Source organism: Herbiconiux sp., from assembly GCF_023264855.1.
In the GTDB taxonomy this organism is placed as follows: Bacteria; Actinomycetota; Actinomycetes; order Actinomycetales; family Microbacteriaceae; genus Herbiconiux.
Genome location: NZ_JAHFUW010000074.1, coordinates 1 through 15,114, shown reverse-complemented (window position 1 = coordinate 15,114; position 15,114 = coordinate 1). Strand labels below are relative to the sequence as shown.

Sequence of the window (15,114 nt, the reverse complement as noted above, 5' to 3'; positions counted from 1 at the left end):
AGCCGCAGGTGATCATCGCCGGCTGGTCTGCCTACCCCCGCCAGCTCGATTTCGCCGCCTTCCGCGCCATCGCCGACGAGGTGGGCGCCAAGCTCTGGGTCGACATGGCGCACTTCGCCGGGCTCGTGGCGGCAGGCCTGCATCCCTCGCCCGTGCCCTTCGCCGACGTGGTGTCGTCGACCGTGCACAAGACCATCGGCGGCCCGCGCTCCGGCTTCATCGTGAGCCGTGACATGGAGCTGGCGAAGAAGCTCAACTCGAACGTGTTCCCGGGTCAGCAGGGCGGACCGCTGATGCACGTCATCGCCGCCAAGGCCACCGCGTTCAAGCTCGCGGCCGAGCCCGAGTTCAAGGACCGCCAGGTGCGCACCCTCTCCGGTGCCCGCATCCTGGCCGAGCGCCTGATGGCCGACGACACCCGCGGCGCCGGCGTCGACGTGCTCACCGGCGGCACCGACGTGCACCTCGTGCTCGCCGACCTGCGCACCTCCGAGCTCGACGGCCAGCAGGCCGAAGACATCCTGCACGAGGTGGGCATCACGGTGAACCGCAACTCGGTGCCGTTCGACCCTCGCCCGCCGATGGTGACCTCGGGTCTGCGCATCGGCACGCCGGCGCTCGCCACCCGCGGCTTCGGCGACGTGGAGTTCACCGAGGTCGCCGACATCATCGCGAGCGCCCTCAAGCCGGCTCCGGATGTCGAGTCCCTGCGCGCCCGCGTGCTCACCCTCACCGACGGCTTCCCGCTCTACCCGGGCCTCGAGCAGTGGTAGCCACCCGGCTGGACGGCGTCGCGACGGCGTCCGCACTCAAGGCCGAGGTCGCCGAGCGGGTCGCTGCGCTGCGCGCTCAGGGCATCGTGCCCGGTCTCGGCACGCTCCTGGTGGGCGAGGACCCCGGATCGATCTCGTACGTCGCGGGCAAGCACCGCGACTGCGCCGAGGTGGGCATCGAGTCGGTGCGCGTCGACCTGCCGGCCACGGCATCCGAGCAGGAGGTGCGCGACGCGATCGCCGCCCTCAACGCGAACGACGCCGTGACCGGCTACATCGTGCAGCTGCCGTTGCCCGCGGGCATCGACGAGAACGCGATGCTCGAGCTGATCGACCCGGCGAAGGATGCCGACGGCCTGCACCCCACGAACCTCGGCCGGCTGGTGCTGGGCGTCGAGGGCGAACTGAACTCGCCCCTGCCCTGCACCCCGGCCGGCATCGTGGAGATGCTGCGGCGCTACGACGTGCCGCTCAGCGGCAAGCACGTCGTGGTGGTCGGCCGCGGACTCACCGTGGGCCGCCCGCTCGGACTGCTGCTCACCCGCAAGGGCGTCGACGCCACCGTCACGCTCACGCACTCGCGCACCACCGATCTGGCCGCCGAGGTGCGGCGAGCGGATGTGGTGGTCGCCGCCGTGGGCGTGCCCGGCCTGATCAAGGCCGACTGGGTGAAGCCCGGCGCGGCGGTGCTCGACGTGGGAATCACGCGCGTGGTCGACGAGACCACGGGGAAGGCGCGCCTGATCGGCGACGTCGATCCCGGCGTGGCCGAGGTCGCGGGCTTCCTCTCCCCAGTTCCCGGCGGGGTCGGCCCGATGACCCGCGCCATGCTGCTGCTCAACGTGCTCGAAGAGGCCGAGCGCCGCATTCGCTGACCCGCTCCCTCCCCCGGGGGCGGGCGGTAGGGTGAGGGCGTGCGCGCACCCACCGGAGACCAGTACCCCCTTTCGCTGCTGCAGGACGGGCGGCGGGTGACCGCCGTCGTGACGCAGGTGGCGGCCGGCATCCGGGAGCTCGCGGTCGACGGAGTGGCGCTCGTCGAGAGCTTCCCGGAGTCGTCGACGCCGCCGGGCGCGGCCGGGATCGTGCTCGTGCCGTGGCCGAACCGGGTGGCCGGCGGCCGGTGGATGCTCGACGGGGCCGTGCAGCAACTCGACCTCACCGAACCCAAGCAGGACAACGCCATCCACGGTCTGCTGCGCTACACGCCCTACCGGCTGCTGGCGCACGACGAGCACCGGGTGCACCAGACGGCGACGGTGTATCCGCAGCACGGCTACCCGTTTCTGCTCGAGACCTCGGTGGAGCACGAGCTCACTGCTGACGGGCTGATCGTGCGGCACGCCGTGCGCAATGACTCCGTCGAGGCCGCGCCGGTCGCCGTCGGCGCGCATCCGTACCTCCGGGTGGGCGACGTTCCGGCCGACGAGCTGACGCTCACCGTCGACGCCACGACCCGCTTCCTCACCGACGACAAGCAGATCCCGGTGTCGGAGGAGGCCGTGTCGGGCACCGACTTCGACCTCACGCTCGGGCGCAGGGTCGGTGACCTCACGGTCGACCACGGCTTCGGCGGCGTGCGCGTCAGCCCCGCGGATGGCCGCAGCGTGCAGTCGCTCGAGGCGCCCGACGGCCGTCGCGTCGAACTCTGGGCGGATCAGAATTTCGGGTTCGTGCAGGTGTTCACGCCGGCGGCGTTCGCGGCGCCCGAGGGCCCGCGCCGTGCCGTCGCGATCGAGCCGATGACCGCGCCCGCGAACGCCTTCAACACGGGTGAGGGGCTGCGGTGGCTCGCGCCCGGCGAGACCTGGACGATGGAGTGGGGAATCCGTCTGGTCGTGCCCACCGCCTGAGACGGGGCGCCCGGTGCCTCGGCTGCGCCCGGTGCCGCGGCTGCGGCATGCTCACTGGTGCGAGTGCACCTGCATCAGTGAGAACAGCACGATGAACACGAGCATCGTGATGACGCCGACGCCGCCGAGCACGATGCCGGCGATCGACATCCCGCGACCCTGATGCATCCGGTGCGCCTTGGTGAGACCGGCGACACCGAAGCCGATGGCCAGGATGCTCGGCACAAGCAGGATGTTCAGGCCTATCGACACGATGCCGAACACGAGCGACGCCGTGGCGTACCCGTTGCGGCTGTCGGCCGGGTCGATGGCCCGGGGAGCGAAGTCGTCGGTCCAGCGGTAGCCGTCCCACCAGCGCAGCACGTCGCTGGCCTCCGGGTCGGGGTACCAGCCTGCAGGGGTCGGACCCGGCACCGGGTAGTTGCTCATGGAAAACAACCTAACCCGGGCACCTGGAAGTCGGGTCAGGGCATCCGGAATCGGGGCGAACCGGTCAGCCCTCGTCGACCGCCGCCGAGGCGAACTGCGCGGTGTAGAGCGAGTAGTAGGCGCCGCCCGCGGCCAGCAGCTCGGCGTGCGAGCCCTGCTCGACGATGCGACCGGACTCCATCACGAGGATGAGGTCGGCGTCGCGGATGGTGGAGAGGCGGTGCGCGATCACGAAGCTCGTGCGGTCGGCGCGGAGGGCCGACATGGCCTTCTGCACCAACTGCTCGGTGCGGGTGTCGACCGAGCTGGTGGCCTCGTCGAGGATGAGCACGCTCGGCCGGGAGAGGAACGCCCGCGCGATGGTGAGCAGCTGCTTCTCGCCGGCGCTCACGTTCGAGGCCTCGTCGTCGAGCACGGTGTGGTAGCCGTCGGGCAGCGAGTGCACGAAGCGGTCGACATAACTGGCCCGAGCCGCCTCGAGGATCTCCTCCTCCGTGGCATCCGGTCGCCCGTAGGCGATGTTGTCGCGGATGGTGCCGCCGAACAGCCAGGTGTCTTGCAGCACCATTCCGGTGCGCGAGCGCAGGTCGCGGCGGGTCATCTGCGCGATGTCGACGCCGTCGAGCGTGATGCGGCCCGCGTCCAGCTCGTAGAAGCGCATGATGAGGTTCACCAACGTCGTCTTGCCGGCGCCCGTCGGCCCCACGATCGCGACCGTCTGCCCCGGGTCGGCCACCAGCGAGAGGTTCTGGATGAGCGGCTTGTCGGGGGAGTAGCTGAACGAGACGTCGTCGAACACCAGGCGGCCGGGGGCGTCGGCCGGAGGGGTCTGCGCGGGAGAGGCATCCGGGGTCTGCTCGTCGGCGTCGAGCAGCTCGAACACGCGCTCGGCCGAGGCCACGCCCGACTGCAGCAGGTTCACCATCGAGCCCAGCTGGGTGAGCGGCTGCGTGAACTGGCGCGAGTACTGGATGAAGGCCTGCACGGCGCCGATGCTCATGGCGCCGCTGGCCACCTGCAGGCCGCCGACCACGGCGATCACGACGTAGATCAGGTTTCCGACGAACATCATCGCCGGCATGATCATGCCCGAGACGAACTGCGCGCCGAAGCTCGCGCTGTACAGCTCGGCGTTCTTCGTGCGGAAGGCGGCCTCGGTCTCGCGCTGGCGGCCGAAGACCTTCACCAGGGCGTGGCCGGTGAAGTTCTCTTCGATCTGCGCGTTCAGCGCGCCGGTGTGGGCCCACTGCGCCACGAAGAGCTTCTGCGACCGCTTGGCGATCACGGCGGTGATGCCGACCGTGAGCGGGATGGTGACCAGCGAGATCACCGCGAGCAACGGCGAGGTGACGAACATCATCACGATCACGCCGACCACGGTGAGGATGCTCGTGAGCATCTGCGAGAGGGTCTGCTGCAGGCTCTGCGCCACGTTGTCCATGTCGTTGGTGACGCGGCTGAGCAGCTCGCCCCGGGGCATCCGGTCGAAGTAGCCCAGTGGCAGGCGGTTGATCTTGGCCTCGACGTCTTCGCGCAGCCGGTAGACGGTGCGCTGCACGATCGTGTTGAGCAGGCGGCCCTGCAGCCAGGAGAACACCGACGAGGCCACGTAGAGCAGGAGCGCGGTGCCGAGCACGATCGAGAGCGCGTTGAAGTCGATGCCCTGGCCCGGGGTGAGCGCGATGCCGCTGAGCAGGTCGGCCTGGCCGTTCTGCCCGGAATCGCGCAGGCCCTGGATGACCTGCTCTTTCGTGGCGCCGGCGGGCAGGGACTGCGAGATCGCGCCCGCGAAGATGAGGTTGGTGCCCTGGCCGAGCAGCCACGGGCCGAGCACGGTGAAGAACACGCTGACGGTGCCGAGCGCGATCACCGTCAGCACGGCGGCGCGGTGCGGGCTGAGGCGGCCGATGAGGCGCTTGACCGAGGGCCCGAACGTCATGGCCTTGACGGTGGGCATGCCGATGTTCGCACCGGGCCGCCCGCCGCCCATGGGCCCGCGAGGGCCGCCGGGGCCGGGCCCTGCCGCGCCAGGGCCTCCCGCGCCGGGACCTCCTGTGCCCGGGCCGCCGGGACGGGTTCCGGATGCTCCGCCCGCCGGTGCGCGCCCGCTCATGCCGCCTCCTCCGCGGTGAGCTGCGAGGCCACGATCTCGGCGTAGGTGCCGCCCTCGGCCAGCAGCTCCTCGTGGGTGCCGCGCCCGACGATCGCGCCGTCTTCGAGCACCACGATCTGGTCGGCCTCGATGATGCTCGACACCCGCTGAGCCACGATGATCATGGTGGCCCCGGCGCGATGTGCGCGGAGGGCCTGCCGCAGCCGCGCATCCGTCGTCAGGTCGAGCGCCGAGAACGAGTCGTCGAACACGTAGATCTCGGGCTGCTTCACCAGCGCCCGCGCGATGGCGAGGCGCTGCCGCTGCCCGCCGGAGACCGTCGTACCGCCCTGGGCGACCGGCGCCTCGAGGCCGCCCTCCATGGCGCTCACGAAGTCTTTGGCCTGGGCGATCTCGAGGGCCTCCCAGAGCTCGTCGTCGCTGGCGTCGGGCTTACCGTAGCGGAGGTTCGAGGCGATGGTGCCCGAGAAGAGGTAGGGCTTCTGCGGCACCAGGCCGATCCGCCCCCAGAGATCGTCGGGGTCGTAGTCGCGCACATCCGTGCCGTCGATCAGCACGGCGCCTCCGGTGGCGTCGAACAGCCGCGGCAGCAGGTTGGCGAGCGTGGTCTTGCCGGCGCCGGTGCTGCCGATGATGGCCAGGGTGCTGCCCGGCTCCACCGTGATGTCGAGGTCGCGCAGCACCGGTTGCTCGGCGCCCGGGTAGGAGAAGGTCGCGCCGCGCAGCTCGACCCGGCCGAGGTGCGGCGTGCCGCGCACCGGGGCGGCGGGCATCACGACCGATGACTCCGTGCCGAGCACCTCGGTGATGCGGTCGGCGCAGACGGCCGCGCGTGGGATCATCATGGCCATGAAGGTGGCCATCATCACGGCCATCAGGATCTGCATCAGGTAGCTGAGGAAGGCGATCAGGGTGCCGACCTGCATCGAGCCGTCGTCGATCCGGAAGGCGCCGAACCAGATCACCGCGACGCTCGAGGCGTTCAGCACCAGCATCACGATCGGGAACATCAGCGCCAGCAGCCGGCCGGCCCGCAGCGCCGAGTCGGTCACGTCGCGGTTCGCGCGGGCGAAGCGCTCGGTCTCCGAGTCCTCCCGCACGAAGGCGCGCACCACGCGGATGCCGGTGAGCTGCTCGCGCAGCACCCGGTTCACGGTGTCGATGCGGGTCTGCATGCGCCGGAACTGCGGCACCATCCGCACGATCACGAGGCTCAGCGACACCAGCAGCACCGGAACGCTGACCGCGATGATCCAGCTGAGCTCGAGGTCTTGCTGCAGCGCCATCACCACGCCGCCGACGGCGAGGATCGGCGCCGACACCAGGAGCGTCATCGTGGTGAGCGCGAGCATCTGCACCTGCTGCACGTCGTTGGTGGAGCGCGTGATCAGCGATGGCGCCCCGAACGACGAGACCTCGCGCTCGCTGAACTCGCTCACCCGGTGGAAGAGATCGCCTCGCAGGTCGCGCCCCAGGGCCATCGCCAGCCGGGCGCCGAAGTACACCGCCGTGATGGAGGAGGCGACCTGCACGAGCGTGATGACGAGCATCCAGCCGCCCGTCGAGAGGATGAAGGCGGTGTCGCCGAGCGCCACCCCCTGGTCGATGATCTCGGCGTTCAGCGTGGGCAGGTAGAGCGACGCCACGGCCTGGATGAGCTGGAACAGCACCACGGCGAGCAGGGAGCCGCCGTACGGGCGCAGGTAGCGGGTCAGCAGACGGAGCAGGGTCATGCAGGAGGCCTCTTTCGGTACGCGGATCGGCCGGGTCGTAGGGGCTCGGTCGCGTCCTGCAGGGACACTATCCGAGGCCACCGACAGTCGCAATCCGATCGATCCGGACGCTCCGAAAACTCCTCGGAAATCACGGACGCGACGGTCGGATGTCAAGCCCCCGATCAGCAATTTTGGGCTCTGAAATCGGCTCGGTTAAGCTCCACGAACGGGCTTTCGAGGCCCCTGAACACCTTGGGAGCACGGGCTTGGGCCTTTTGATCTATGGTCCGGCTGCGTCGGAGATCGAGATGGATGATCGTCTCCTGGCGCACCTGCGCATCGTGATCGTCTCGAAGCTGCGCAATGCCGAGGCGTTCTCGCTGTCGTGGAGCATGGATGCCAGCCAGGGCAGCGGGCGCGAGACGCTCTGGGTGCATCCGTCGATCCCGCTGCGCTTCCGCTTCTACGGCGGGCGTCCGCCGGCGATCAACCGCTCGTGGCTCGACCTCATGGTGCTCTCGGCCAACCGCGGAGACCTGCACATCATGCCCGAGCCGCCCCAGGGGGAGCCCGAGGCGTAACGCTCTCGATAAGCTCGGCGCATGGGGTCTGATCAGGGCACGCGGATGCGGCGGCGGCTCGCTGTGGGCGGCTTCGTGGTGCTGGTGGTGCTGGTCTACGTCGCCGTGGTGCTGCTCTACGCGGCGAACACCCGCTCGGAGTCGGGCGGCACGTCGGGCGAGCCTCAGCCCGACTCGGTCACGCTGGAGATGTCGCCCGTTGCGGTCAACGGCGCGGGCGAGCGATTGTCGGTGGACGTGCGGGTCTATCCGCAGGACTCGATCGTCGACGCTGTCGACGACATCGCGCTCACCCGGGATCTCACGGTGATCATCTCGCCGATCGACGGCACGCAGGCGATCGAGTTGAAGGCCGGATCGCTGGCGCTCCTGACCAAGACGATCTCGATCCCCGCCAGTGGAACGGTGGAGAACTGGCCCTTCGATCGCTACAACGCGAACCTCAAGATCGTCGCCTACTCGACCGTCGACGGGGTGAAGGAGTATGCGCCGGTCTACGTGCAGTGGAAGGGTTCGCTGTCGGGCTGGAACTTCGCCGTCGCGCAGAACGACGAGGTGACCGTGCCGGTGATCCTCGGCGACGGCACGAAAGAAGACGTCCCCACCATCGACATGGGCGCCACGCGCTCGGGCAGCACCTTCGCCTTCGGCTTCCTGCTGCTCGGCCTGCTCGTGGTGATGCCCGTGCTCGTGCTGTTCGTCGCGATCCGCGCGTTCACCGGCCACCGTAAGGTGGAGGCCACCCTCACGAGCTGGATGGGTGCGATGCTCTTCGCCGTCGTCCCGCTGCGCGGCTTCCTTCCCGGCTCGCCCCCGATCGGCTCCTGGATCGACTTCCTCGTCGTGCTCTGGGTGATCGTGGCCCTCATCACGGGTCTCACCATCTACGTGCTCGCCTGGAACCGCTGGGGCACCCCGGCCGACGCCTTCCAGCGGCCGCCGCCACCCGGGGACGAGCCTCGCTGAGGGGCGACGTGCCGTGATGTGTACAACGTCCACATCTTCCGGTACGGTCTGGGCATGACGTTGCTCCGGGTGCACAATCTCGCTGTCTCGCTCGACGGATTCGCGACGGGGGAGGGGCGCACCCTCGAGGCGCCGTTCGGCCACGCAGGGCAGCGGTTGATGGGCTGGTTCTTCCCCACACATGCGTTCGTGAGCATGACGGGGCACGATGCGGAGGCCGTCGGCGGGGGTACGCGCGGCATCGACGACGCGTTCGCGGCCGCCTCCCAGCAGGGCATCGGCGCCGAGATCATGGGGCGCGGCAAGTTCGGGCCGCAGACCGGGCCCTGGGAGGACGAGTCGTGGCAGGGGTGGTGGGGCGACGAGCCGCCGTTCCACACGCCGGTGGTGGTGCTCACGCATCACGCGCGACCCGACCTGGTGCTCGGCGAGACGACCTTCCTGTTCCGCGATCTGCCGCCGGCGGAGGCGCTGGCGCTCGCCGCCGAGCAGGCCGGAGGCCTCGACGTTCGTCTCGGTGGCGGCCCCACGGTCGTGCGCGAGTTCCTCGACGCCGACCTCGTCGACCACCTGCACATCGTGGTGTCACCGGTCGTGCTGGGCCGTGGCATCCGACTCTGGGACGGTCAGGAGGGTCTCGAGGAGCGCTTCGACCTCGAGTCCACCGTCTCGCCGAGCGGCGCCGTGCACCACGTCTTCACCCGAAAGCCGCGCTGACCGCTGCGCGGCCGGCACCTCGAATGACACGACGTCAAGGGGTGTCCCCGCAGCGAAAGCGGTCGTAGCGTTCCTCGCAGAGGCAGAGGAGCGTGACGACGATGGGCGACGACCCGTACTTCTTTCTCGAACTGTTCTACATCGGCCTTTTGGGCCTGGCGACGATCGGCATCGTCTGGGTCTCGGTGATCGTCGTGCTGCGCCTGTTCCGCGGCCAGCGGTAGCTCACGCGGCGCGGCTGGAGTGATTCGACGACGCCATCAGCCCAGCCGGCCGTGGCACGCATCGCTACTCGGCGTCGCCGTCCAGCCCGTTGAAGTCACTGCTGGAGCAGGTGACGAAGGCGTACGACCCCGTGGCGGTCTGCGTCGAGACGACCTCGCCGTCCACGGTGATGGTGCAGGTCACGGTACCGGGATCGGAGCCCGTGGATCCGGTGAGCAGGAACGACCTGAAGTCGAAGGCGCCGCCGGTCTCGACGGTGTATTCCTTCGTGAACGGCGCGGGCACACCGCTGCTCGATTCGGTACCGGATGACCCGTTCGTGTACAGCGAGTAGCTGACGTCGATGTTCGCGAGGTCGCTCGTGACCTCGTACTTCACCGACACGGGCACGGCCGCGGCGGCACTGTTGGAGGTCTGCACCTCTTCGATGCTGCTGCTCACCGAGGCCGCGAAGGCCGCCGTGTAGACGATCGCCAGGACGATCGACAGCACGAGCGCCACGAAACTCACGATGGTGCCGGCGATCGCGACGCCCTTGCTCTTGCCCTTGAGGAACAGGGCGATGATGCCGAGCACGAGTCCGACGAACGCGATGAAACCGGTGGCGTAGTTCAGGAACGGAACGAACGCGCCGACCAAGGCCACACCGCCGACGATCAAGGCCGCGATGCCCAGGCCGTTCGTCTTGGACGGGACTGCCACGGGCTGCTGATAGGGCGGCTGTGCCGGCGGGTAGACGGGCGGTTGCTGTGAGTTGCTCATGAGCTGATTGTGGCAGACACTCGTAGAACAGCGCATCGGCGCGGCGGGAGCGCGCAGATCGTGCACGAGGTGAGGTGGGCCCGGAGGGGCTCGAACCCTCGACCCGCGGATTAAAAGTCCGATGCTCTGCCAACTGAGCTACAGGCCCTCGCAGAACAATCTACCGCTAATCCGGGTTCGCCCTGCGCGAAGCCGGCCCGGGAAGGGTTTCGCGCGCACGGCGTTGAATGAGGAGGCGCCCAGACGGCGCCCCAGCACGCAGGCGCAGAATGGATGGCATGGCGGACGACTTCCACAAACCGATGTTCTTCAGCGGGCAGGCCTTCGCGGCCTTCCACGGCGGCGAGGATCCGGCGACCATCAACCGGGTCGCCCACGAGACGGCCGGCGCACTGCTCAGCCGGGTGCGCGACGATCCGCAGCCCGAGGTGATCGACCGCCTGATCGCCTTCACCGACGACCACGGCATCGACACCGTGGCCGAGCTCTGGTCGCGCGCCGGCGCCCACAGCCTGCCCGGCAGCCTCTGGCGCATCTACCTGCTGCGCGCGCTCATCCGCCAGGATCCCGAGCTCACCAGCTACTTCTTCGAGCGCGGCGCCCAGCTGATCCCCTCGATCGACCCCGTGGTGGCCGGCGCCGAGTCGCCGACCGGGCCGAAGGAGATCACCGAGCTGGCCGATCGCATCCTGCGCGGACTGTTCACAGGAGACTTTGCGGTCGCGCTCGAGAGGGCCGCCGCGTTCTGCCGCATCATGGCCCAGGGGTGCGCCTCGATCGCCGACGATGCGGAGATCGGCGCGCCCGAGACCGCCTCCACCCTCACCACGCGGGCCCTGCGGTTCGAGTCGATCGGCGACGACCTGAGCCAATCGGCCGCCCTCTGGCGCCGCGACGGGCTCGATTGATTCGACGCGCCGGATTCCTTCGGTAAAATGGAGGCTGCCGGGCCGCGATAACCCCGGGCTCCAAATATCGCCGCTACGAGCGGCCTTCCGCCGAGAGGCGTTCTTCGCGGCCCGGTCTCGCTTTTTCCGCAGATATCTCTGCGATACCGCAAACCGATCCACGCACCGCCCCGAATAACGATCGTGCACACCACCTGGGTGCCGTGAGCGGGGGAGGGCGTGACCTGACATGCTGGAACTCGTGACGAGCAACAGAGGGCCCATCGATGTCGAAGGCGGCGAACCCGCCGAGAGCGTCGAGACCCTGCTGGAACGCACCGCCCTCGGTGACCAGCAGGCGTTCTCCGAACTCTATGACCGGGTGGCGCCGCGTGTACTGGGCCTCGTGAAGCGCGTGCTGATCGACCATGCGCAGTCCGAAGAGGTGGCGCAGGAGATCTTCCTGGAGATCTGGAAATCCGCCTCCCGCTTCGAGACCACCCGGGGCAGCGCGATGTCCTGGATCCTCACCATGACGCACCGCCGGGCGGTCGACCGGGTGCGTGCCTCGCAAGCCGGCCACGACCGCGACGAGCGCATCGGCATCCGCGACATCGAGCCGGCCTACGACCAGGTCAGCGAATCCGTCGAGATCCGCATCGAGCACGAGAGGGTGAAGAGAGCCATGGCGCAGTTGACCGCATTGCAACGCCAGGCGATCTCCCTCGCCTACTACGGCGGCTACAGCCACAGCGAAGTCGCCGGAATCCTGTCCATCCCCGTCGGCACCGTGAAGACACGGTTGCGTGACGGGATGATCCGCCTGAGAGACGAACTGGGGGTGACCTCATGACCGGTCCACACGACGACCACGACGACCCGCGCCTGTTGACGGGCGCCTACGCACTCGACGCGGTGTCCCGTGAAGACGCCGAGGCGTTCGAACGTGCCGCCGCCCGCTCCGACGTGCTCCGCGAGGAGGCCGACGAGCTCGCCGCCACGGCCAGCCTGCTGGGCCTCGCGGCCGCCCCGGTGACGCCGTCCGAGCGCATGAAGGCCGAACTGATGGCCAAGCTGGCCATCACACCGCAGCTTCCCGCCGTCGAGTCCACGACGGGTCAGGATGCCCGCCCGAACGCTCCTGAGACGGTGGTTGCGGATGCTCCTGCCGCACCCGCTGCAGACGCGACCGTCACCGAGCTGGCCGCGCCGGCATCCGGAGCCGCCGAGCAGCGGGCCCGCGTGCGCTGGTTCGCCCGTCCCGTCGGCCTGCTCACCGCGGTCGCCGCCGCAGCGGCCCTGTTCGTGGGTGGTGGCTTCGTGGGAAGCGCGATCATCAACAGCACCACGAACAGCACCACCATCGACGCCTCCGCCGCACAGCTCGCCGCGATCACCGCGGCCGATGACGTGCAGCGCGAGACGGTGCAGGTCACCGACGGCGGCACGGCCACCCTGGTCTGGTCGAACGACCTCGGCCGCTCGGCCGTGCTCGTCGACGGACTCGCGGGCCTGCCCGACGGGAAGGTGTACGAGGCCTGGTACATCAACTCGGGCGGTGCCATCCCGGCCGGTACCTTCACGGCCTCGGCCGACGGCACCACCTGGCACGTGCTCGACGGTGCGCTGACCTCGGGCGACGCCATCGGCGTCACGGTGGAACCGGCGGGCGGCTCCACGGCTCCCACCACCGACCCCATCCTGGTCGTCCAGAGCGCCTAGCGCTCGACCCCGCAATCACACAGACGAAAGCCCCCCTGACCGATCCGATCGGCGAGGGGGGCTTTCTTTGTTCGCGAGGGCTCAGCTCAACCGAAGCGGCCGGAGACGTAGTCTTCCGTGGCCTGCACGCTGGGGTTCGAGAAGATCGTCGAGGTGACGTCGTACTCGATCAGCTTGCCTGGCTTGCCGGTGCCGGCGATGTTGAAGAACGCGGTCTTGTCGGAGACGCGCGAGGCCTGCTGCATGTTGTGGGTCACGATCACGATCGTGTACTCCTGCTTGAGCTCCTCGATCAGGTCTTCGATGGCGAGGGTGGAGATCGGGTCCAGGGCCGAGCAGGGCTCGTCCATCAGCAGCACGTCGGGGGAGACGGCGATCGCGCGGGCGATGCACAGTCGCTGCTGCTGACCACCCGAGAGGCCCTGGCCGGGCAGCGCCAGGCGGTCCTTGACCTCTTCCCAGAGGTTGGCGCCCTTCAGCGACTTCTCGACCAGGTCGTCGCCGTCCGACTTCGACAGGCGCTTGTTGTTCAGGCGAACGCCCGCCAGCACGTTGTCGCGGATCGACATGGTGGGGAACGGGTTCGCCCGCTGGAACACCATGCCGACCTGACGGCGCACCAGCACCGGGTCGACGCCGGGCGCGTACAGGTCGTTGCCGTCGATCATCACCTCGCCCTTGACGTGGGCACCGGGGATGACCTCGTGCATGCGGTTCAGGGTGCGCAGAAACGTGGACTTGCCGCATCCGGAGGGCCCGATGAACGCCGTCACGGTGCGCGGCTCGATGTTGATGTTGACGCCTTCGACGGCGAGGAAGTCGCTGTAGTAGACGTTGAGGTCGTTGACTTCGATGCGCTTGGACACGTAAGGAGTTCCTTCTGCGTTCGGGGGTTCGGGTGAGGAGTTCGGGAGGGTTACCGCGAGCCCTTGGGTGCGAACACCTTGGCGACGACACGGGCGATGAGGTTGAGGATGACGACCAGGATGACCAGCAGCAGCGCGGCCCCCCAGGCGGAGTCGTTCGAGGCGGCGATGTCCTGACCCGGGAACTTGTAGCCGGTGTAGGCCATCACGGGCAGGGTCTGCATCGGGCCCTCGAAGGGGTTGGCGTTGAAGTTGTCGGTGAAGCTCGCCGCCATGAAGATCGGCGCGGTCTCACCGATCACCCGGGCGATGGCGAGCATGACGCCCGTCACGATGCCGGCGATGGCGGTGGGCAGGACGATCTTGACGATGGTCGAGAAGCGCGAGACGCCGAGGGCGAAGGATGCTTCGCGCAGGTCGTGCGGCACGAGGCGCAGCATCTCCTCGCAGGAGCGCACCACGATCGGGATCATCAGCACCGACAGGGCGACGGAGGCCGAGAAGCCGCTGAACGCCTTGGGGCCGACGATCAGGCTGAACAGTGAGAACGCGAACAGACCGGCGACGATCGAGGGGATGCCCGTCATCACGTCGACCAGGAAGGTGACGGTGCGCGCCATCCAGTTGCCGGGCTGGGCGTACTCCACCAGGTAGATGGCGGTGAGGATGCCGATCGGGATCGAGATCAGCGCGGCGATGCCGGTGATGATCAGGGTTCCGACGATGGCCTGCCAGGCGCCGACCTTGGTCTCCACCTCGAGGGTGTCGGCGTTGAAGACCGATCCGGAGGTCTGGGTGATGAAGTCCCAGCTGATCGAGCCGATGCCGTTCGCCACCACGGTGATCAGGGTGGAGATCAGCGGGGCGAGCGCCAGCAGGAAGGCGACGGTGACGACGCCGCGGATGACGCGGTCGGTGGCCTTGCGCCGGTTCTCCACGACCGACGACAGGATGCCGAGGGCGATCAGGTAGATCACGGCGGTGAGCACGAGCCAGCCGGCGATGTTGAAGCCCATCAGGGCGAGCACCACGGCGCTCAGGGCGAGGGAGCCGGCCAGCACGTACCACTCGATGCGGCGGGGGAGCTGACCCGAGGTCAGGGAGTTCGCGATCGGGCCGCTGGGCGTGCGGCTCGGGGTCAGGGTGGCGCTCACGCGTCGCCTCGCTCTCGCTCGGAGGAATCGGTGGGGCGCTCGCCGGTCTCGGCGCCGGAGCCTTCGGCGCGCTGTGCGGCGGCCTTGCGGGCCAGCACGTCGTCGACGGCCAGCACGGTCGTCGGATCCGACGGCGGCAGTTGCGCGAGCATCTTCTTGCGCTTCTTCTGCGCGCTCCGTCCGGCGCGGCCGGCGATCACGCGGGCCAGCATGTTCACGGCCAGCGAGATGACGAACAGCAGCAGGCCGGTGCCGATCAGGGCCTCGCGCTGCAGGGTGGTGGCGATCGGGAAGTTGAGGGCGATGTTCGCGGCGATGGTCTGCGAGTTCTCACCCTCGGTGAGCATCCGC

15 protein-coding genes, 1 tRNA gene and 2 pseudogenes are annotated in these 15,114 nt (G+C 69.0%); 10 read left to right on the top strand and 8 right to left on the bottom strand.

Annotated features, from left to right (window positions below; all coding sequences use genetic code 11):
* The 3 genes and pseudogenes from Q0D75_RS19960 to Q0D75_RS19950 all read left to right on the top strand — a co-directional run.
* Positions 1-773 (top strand): annotated as a pseudogene (locus Q0D75_RS19960) (serine hydroxymethyltransferase); the annotation flags it as partial.
* Positions 767-1,648 (top strand): bifunctional methylenetetrahydrofolate dehydrogenase/methenyltetrahydrofolate cyclohydrolase, encoded by an 882-nt coding sequence (locus Q0D75_RS19955; protein ID WP_291057442.1) that lies wholly within the window; start codon positions 767-769, stop codon positions 1,646-1,648. The pseudogene Q0D75_RS19960 and the gene Q0D75_RS19955, both read left to right, overlap by 7 nt.
* A gap of 39 nt (positions 1,649-1,687) precedes the next feature.
* Positions 1,688-2,626: an aldose 1-epimerase family protein gene (locus Q0D75_RS19950; protein WP_291057440.1), complete on the top strand. Its 939-nt coding sequence runs from the start codon at positions 1,688-1,690 to the stop codon at positions 2,624-2,626.
* Between the two features lie 51 nt (positions 2,627-2,677).
* Here Q0D75_RS19950 and Q0D75_RS19945 read toward each other — a convergent pair whose 3' ends face one another.
* From Q0D75_RS19945 to Q0D75_RS19935, 3 genes are all read right to left on the bottom strand, one after another.
* Entirely contained in the window at positions 2,678-3,055 is a 378-nt protein-coding gene (locus tag Q0D75_RS19945; RefSeq protein WP_291057438.1) for a DUF4190 domain-containing protein, read from the bottom strand.
* Positions 3,056-3,119: 64 nt separating this feature from the next.
* Positions 3,120-5,045, bottom strand: a complete 1,926-nt coding sequence (locus Q0D75_RS19940) for an ABC transporter ATP-binding protein (RefSeq protein WP_291057444.1) — start codon at positions 5,043-5,045, stop codon at positions 3,120-3,122.
* Between the two features lie 119 nt (positions 5,046-5,164).
* Entirely contained in the window at positions 5,165-6,901 is a 1,737-nt protein-coding gene (locus Q0D75_RS19935; RefSeq protein ID WP_291057436.1) for an ABC transporter ATP-binding protein, read from the bottom strand.
* A 290-nt stretch (positions 6,902-7,191) separates the two neighbouring features.
* Here Q0D75_RS19935 and Q0D75_RS19930 point away from each other — a divergent pair, with 290 nt between their 5' ends.
* The 4 genes from Q0D75_RS19930 to Q0D75_RS19915 all read left to right on the top strand — a co-directional run bounded on the left by Q0D75_RS19930 (position 7,192) and on the right by Q0D75_RS19915 (position 9,371).
* A complete protein-coding gene (locus tag Q0D75_RS19930; RefSeq protein ID WP_291057433.1) occupies positions 7,192-7,464 on the top strand; it encodes an ATP-dependent DNA ligase in 273 nt (90 codons plus the stop codon).
* Between the two features lie 21 nt (positions 7,465-7,485).
* Positions 7,486-8,430, top strand: coding sequence for a DUF4436 family protein (locus Q0D75_RS19925; RefSeq protein ID WP_291057431.1), 945 nt, complete (start codon positions 7,486-7,488; stop codon positions 8,428-8,430).
* Between the two features lie 54 nt (positions 8,431-8,484).
* A complete protein-coding gene (locus Q0D75_RS19920) occupies positions 8,485-9,147 on the top strand; it encodes a dihydrofolate reductase family protein (RefSeq protein WP_291057429.1) in 663 nt (220 codons plus the stop codon).
* A 92-nt stretch (positions 9,148-9,239) separates the two neighbouring features.
* The gene (locus Q0D75_RS19915) at positions 9,240-9,371 is read left to right on the top strand and encodes a hypothetical protein (RefSeq protein WP_291057446.1); all 132 of its coding nucleotides are present in this window, start codon (positions 9,240-9,242) and stop codon (positions 9,369-9,371) included.
* A 64-nt stretch (positions 9,372-9,435) separates the two neighbouring features.
* Here Q0D75_RS19915 and Q0D75_RS19910 read toward each other — a convergent pair whose 3' ends face one another.
* Together Q0D75_RS19910 and Q0D75_RS19905 are read right to left on the bottom strand one after the other, a co-directional pair.
* Positions 9,436-10,134 carry a hypothetical protein gene (locus Q0D75_RS19910; protein ID WP_291057427.1) on the bottom strand — a complete coding sequence of 233 codons (699 nt, stop codon included), beginning with the start codon at positions 10,132-10,134 and terminating at the stop codon, positions 9,436-9,438.
* A 75-nt stretch (positions 10,135-10,209) separates the two neighbouring features.
* Positions 10,210-10,282 (bottom strand) — tRNA-Lys (locus Q0D75_RS19905).
* 130 nt (positions 10,283-10,412) lie between these two features.
* Between Q0D75_RS19905 and Q0D75_RS19900 the strand changes: the two genes are divergently transcribed.
* The 3 genes from Q0D75_RS19900 to Q0D75_RS19890 all read left to right on the top strand — a co-directional run bounded on the left by Q0D75_RS19900 (position 10,413) and on the right by Q0D75_RS19890 (position 12,743).
* The gene (locus Q0D75_RS19900; protein ID WP_291057425.1) at positions 10,413-11,042 is read left to right on the top strand and encodes a DNA-directed RNA polymerase subunit beta; all 630 of its coding nucleotides are present in this window, start codon (positions 10,413-10,415) and stop codon (positions 11,040-11,042) included.
* A 229-nt stretch (positions 11,043-11,271) separates the two neighbouring features.
* Complete coding sequence (locus tag Q0D75_RS19895; RefSeq protein ID WP_291057423.1) at positions 11,272-11,874, top strand: sigma-70 family RNA polymerase sigma factor; 603 nt, start codon at positions 11,272-11,274, stop codon at positions 11,872-11,874.
* Positions 11,871-12,743, top strand: a complete 873-nt coding sequence (locus tag Q0D75_RS19890; RefSeq protein ID WP_291057421.1) for an anti-sigma factor — start codon at positions 11,871-11,873, stop codon at positions 12,741-12,743. The genes Q0D75_RS19895 and Q0D75_RS19890 overlap by 4 nt, the downstream gene beginning before the upstream one ends.
* A gap of 86 nt (positions 12,744-12,829) precedes the next feature.
* Here the strand turns inward: Q0D75_RS19890 and pstB are convergent, their stop codons facing one another.
* From pstB to Q0D75_RS19875, 3 genes and pseudogenes are all read right to left on the bottom strand, one after another.
* Positions 12,830-13,609 (bottom strand): phosphate ABC transporter ATP-binding protein PstB, encoded by a 780-nt coding sequence (gene pstB, locus Q0D75_RS19885; RefSeq protein WP_291057419.1) that lies wholly within the window; start codon positions 13,607-13,609, stop codon positions 12,830-12,832.
* Positions 13,610-13,659: 50 nt separating this feature from the next.
* Positions 13,660-14,763 (bottom strand): phosphate ABC transporter permease PstA, encoded by a 1,104-nt coding sequence (pstA, locus tag Q0D75_RS19880; RefSeq protein ID WP_291057417.1) that lies wholly within the window; start codon positions 14,761-14,763, stop codon positions 13,660-13,662.
* A pseudogene (locus Q0D75_RS19875) lies at positions 14,760-15,114 on the bottom strand (hypothetical protein); the annotation flags it as partial. The gene pstA and the pseudogene Q0D75_RS19875, both read right to left, overlap by 4 nt.

Bases quoted from the DNA above. Each gene is read 5' to 3' on its own strand.
- Q0D75_RS19925 (WP_291057431.1), top strand. From the start codon at position 7,486: ATGGGGTCTGATCAGGGCACGCGGATGCGGCGGCGGCTCGCTGTGGGC.
- Q0D75_RS19920 (WP_291057429.1), top strand. From the start codon at position 8,485: ATGACGTTGCTCCGGGTGCACAATCTCGCTGTCTCGCTCGACGGATTC.
- Q0D75_RS19895 (WP_291057423.1), top strand. From the start codon at position 11,272: ATGCTGGAACTCGTGACGAGCAACAGAGGGCCCATCGATGTCGAAGGC.
- Q0D75_RS19890 (WP_291057421.1), top strand. From the start codon at position 11,871: ATGACCGGTCCACACGACGACCACGACGACCCGCGCCTGTTGACGGGC.
- Q0D75_RS19910 (WP_291057427.1), bottom strand. From the start codon at position 10,134: ATGAGCAACTCACAGCAACCGCCCGTCTACCCGCCGGCACAGCCGCCC.
- Q0D75_RS19935 (WP_291057436.1), bottom strand. From the start codon at position 6,901: ATGACCCTGCTCCGTCTGCTGACCCGCTACCTGCGCCCGTACGGCGGC.
- Q0D75_RS19900 (WP_291057425.1), top strand. From the start codon at position 10,413: ATGGCGGACGACTTCCACAAACCGATGTTCTTCAGCGGGCAGGCCTTC.
- Q0D75_RS19930 (WP_291057433.1), top strand. From the start codon at position 7,192: ATGGATGATCGTCTCCTGGCGCACCTGCGCATCGTGATCGTCTCGAAG.
- Q0D75_RS19945 (WP_291057438.1), bottom strand. From the start codon at position 3,055: ATGAGCAACTACCCGGTGCCGGGTCCGACCCCTGCAGGCTGGTACCCC.
- Q0D75_RS19940 (WP_291057444.1), bottom strand. From the start codon at position 5,045: ATGGGCGGCGGGCGGCCCGGTGCGAACATCGGCATGCCCACCGTCAAG.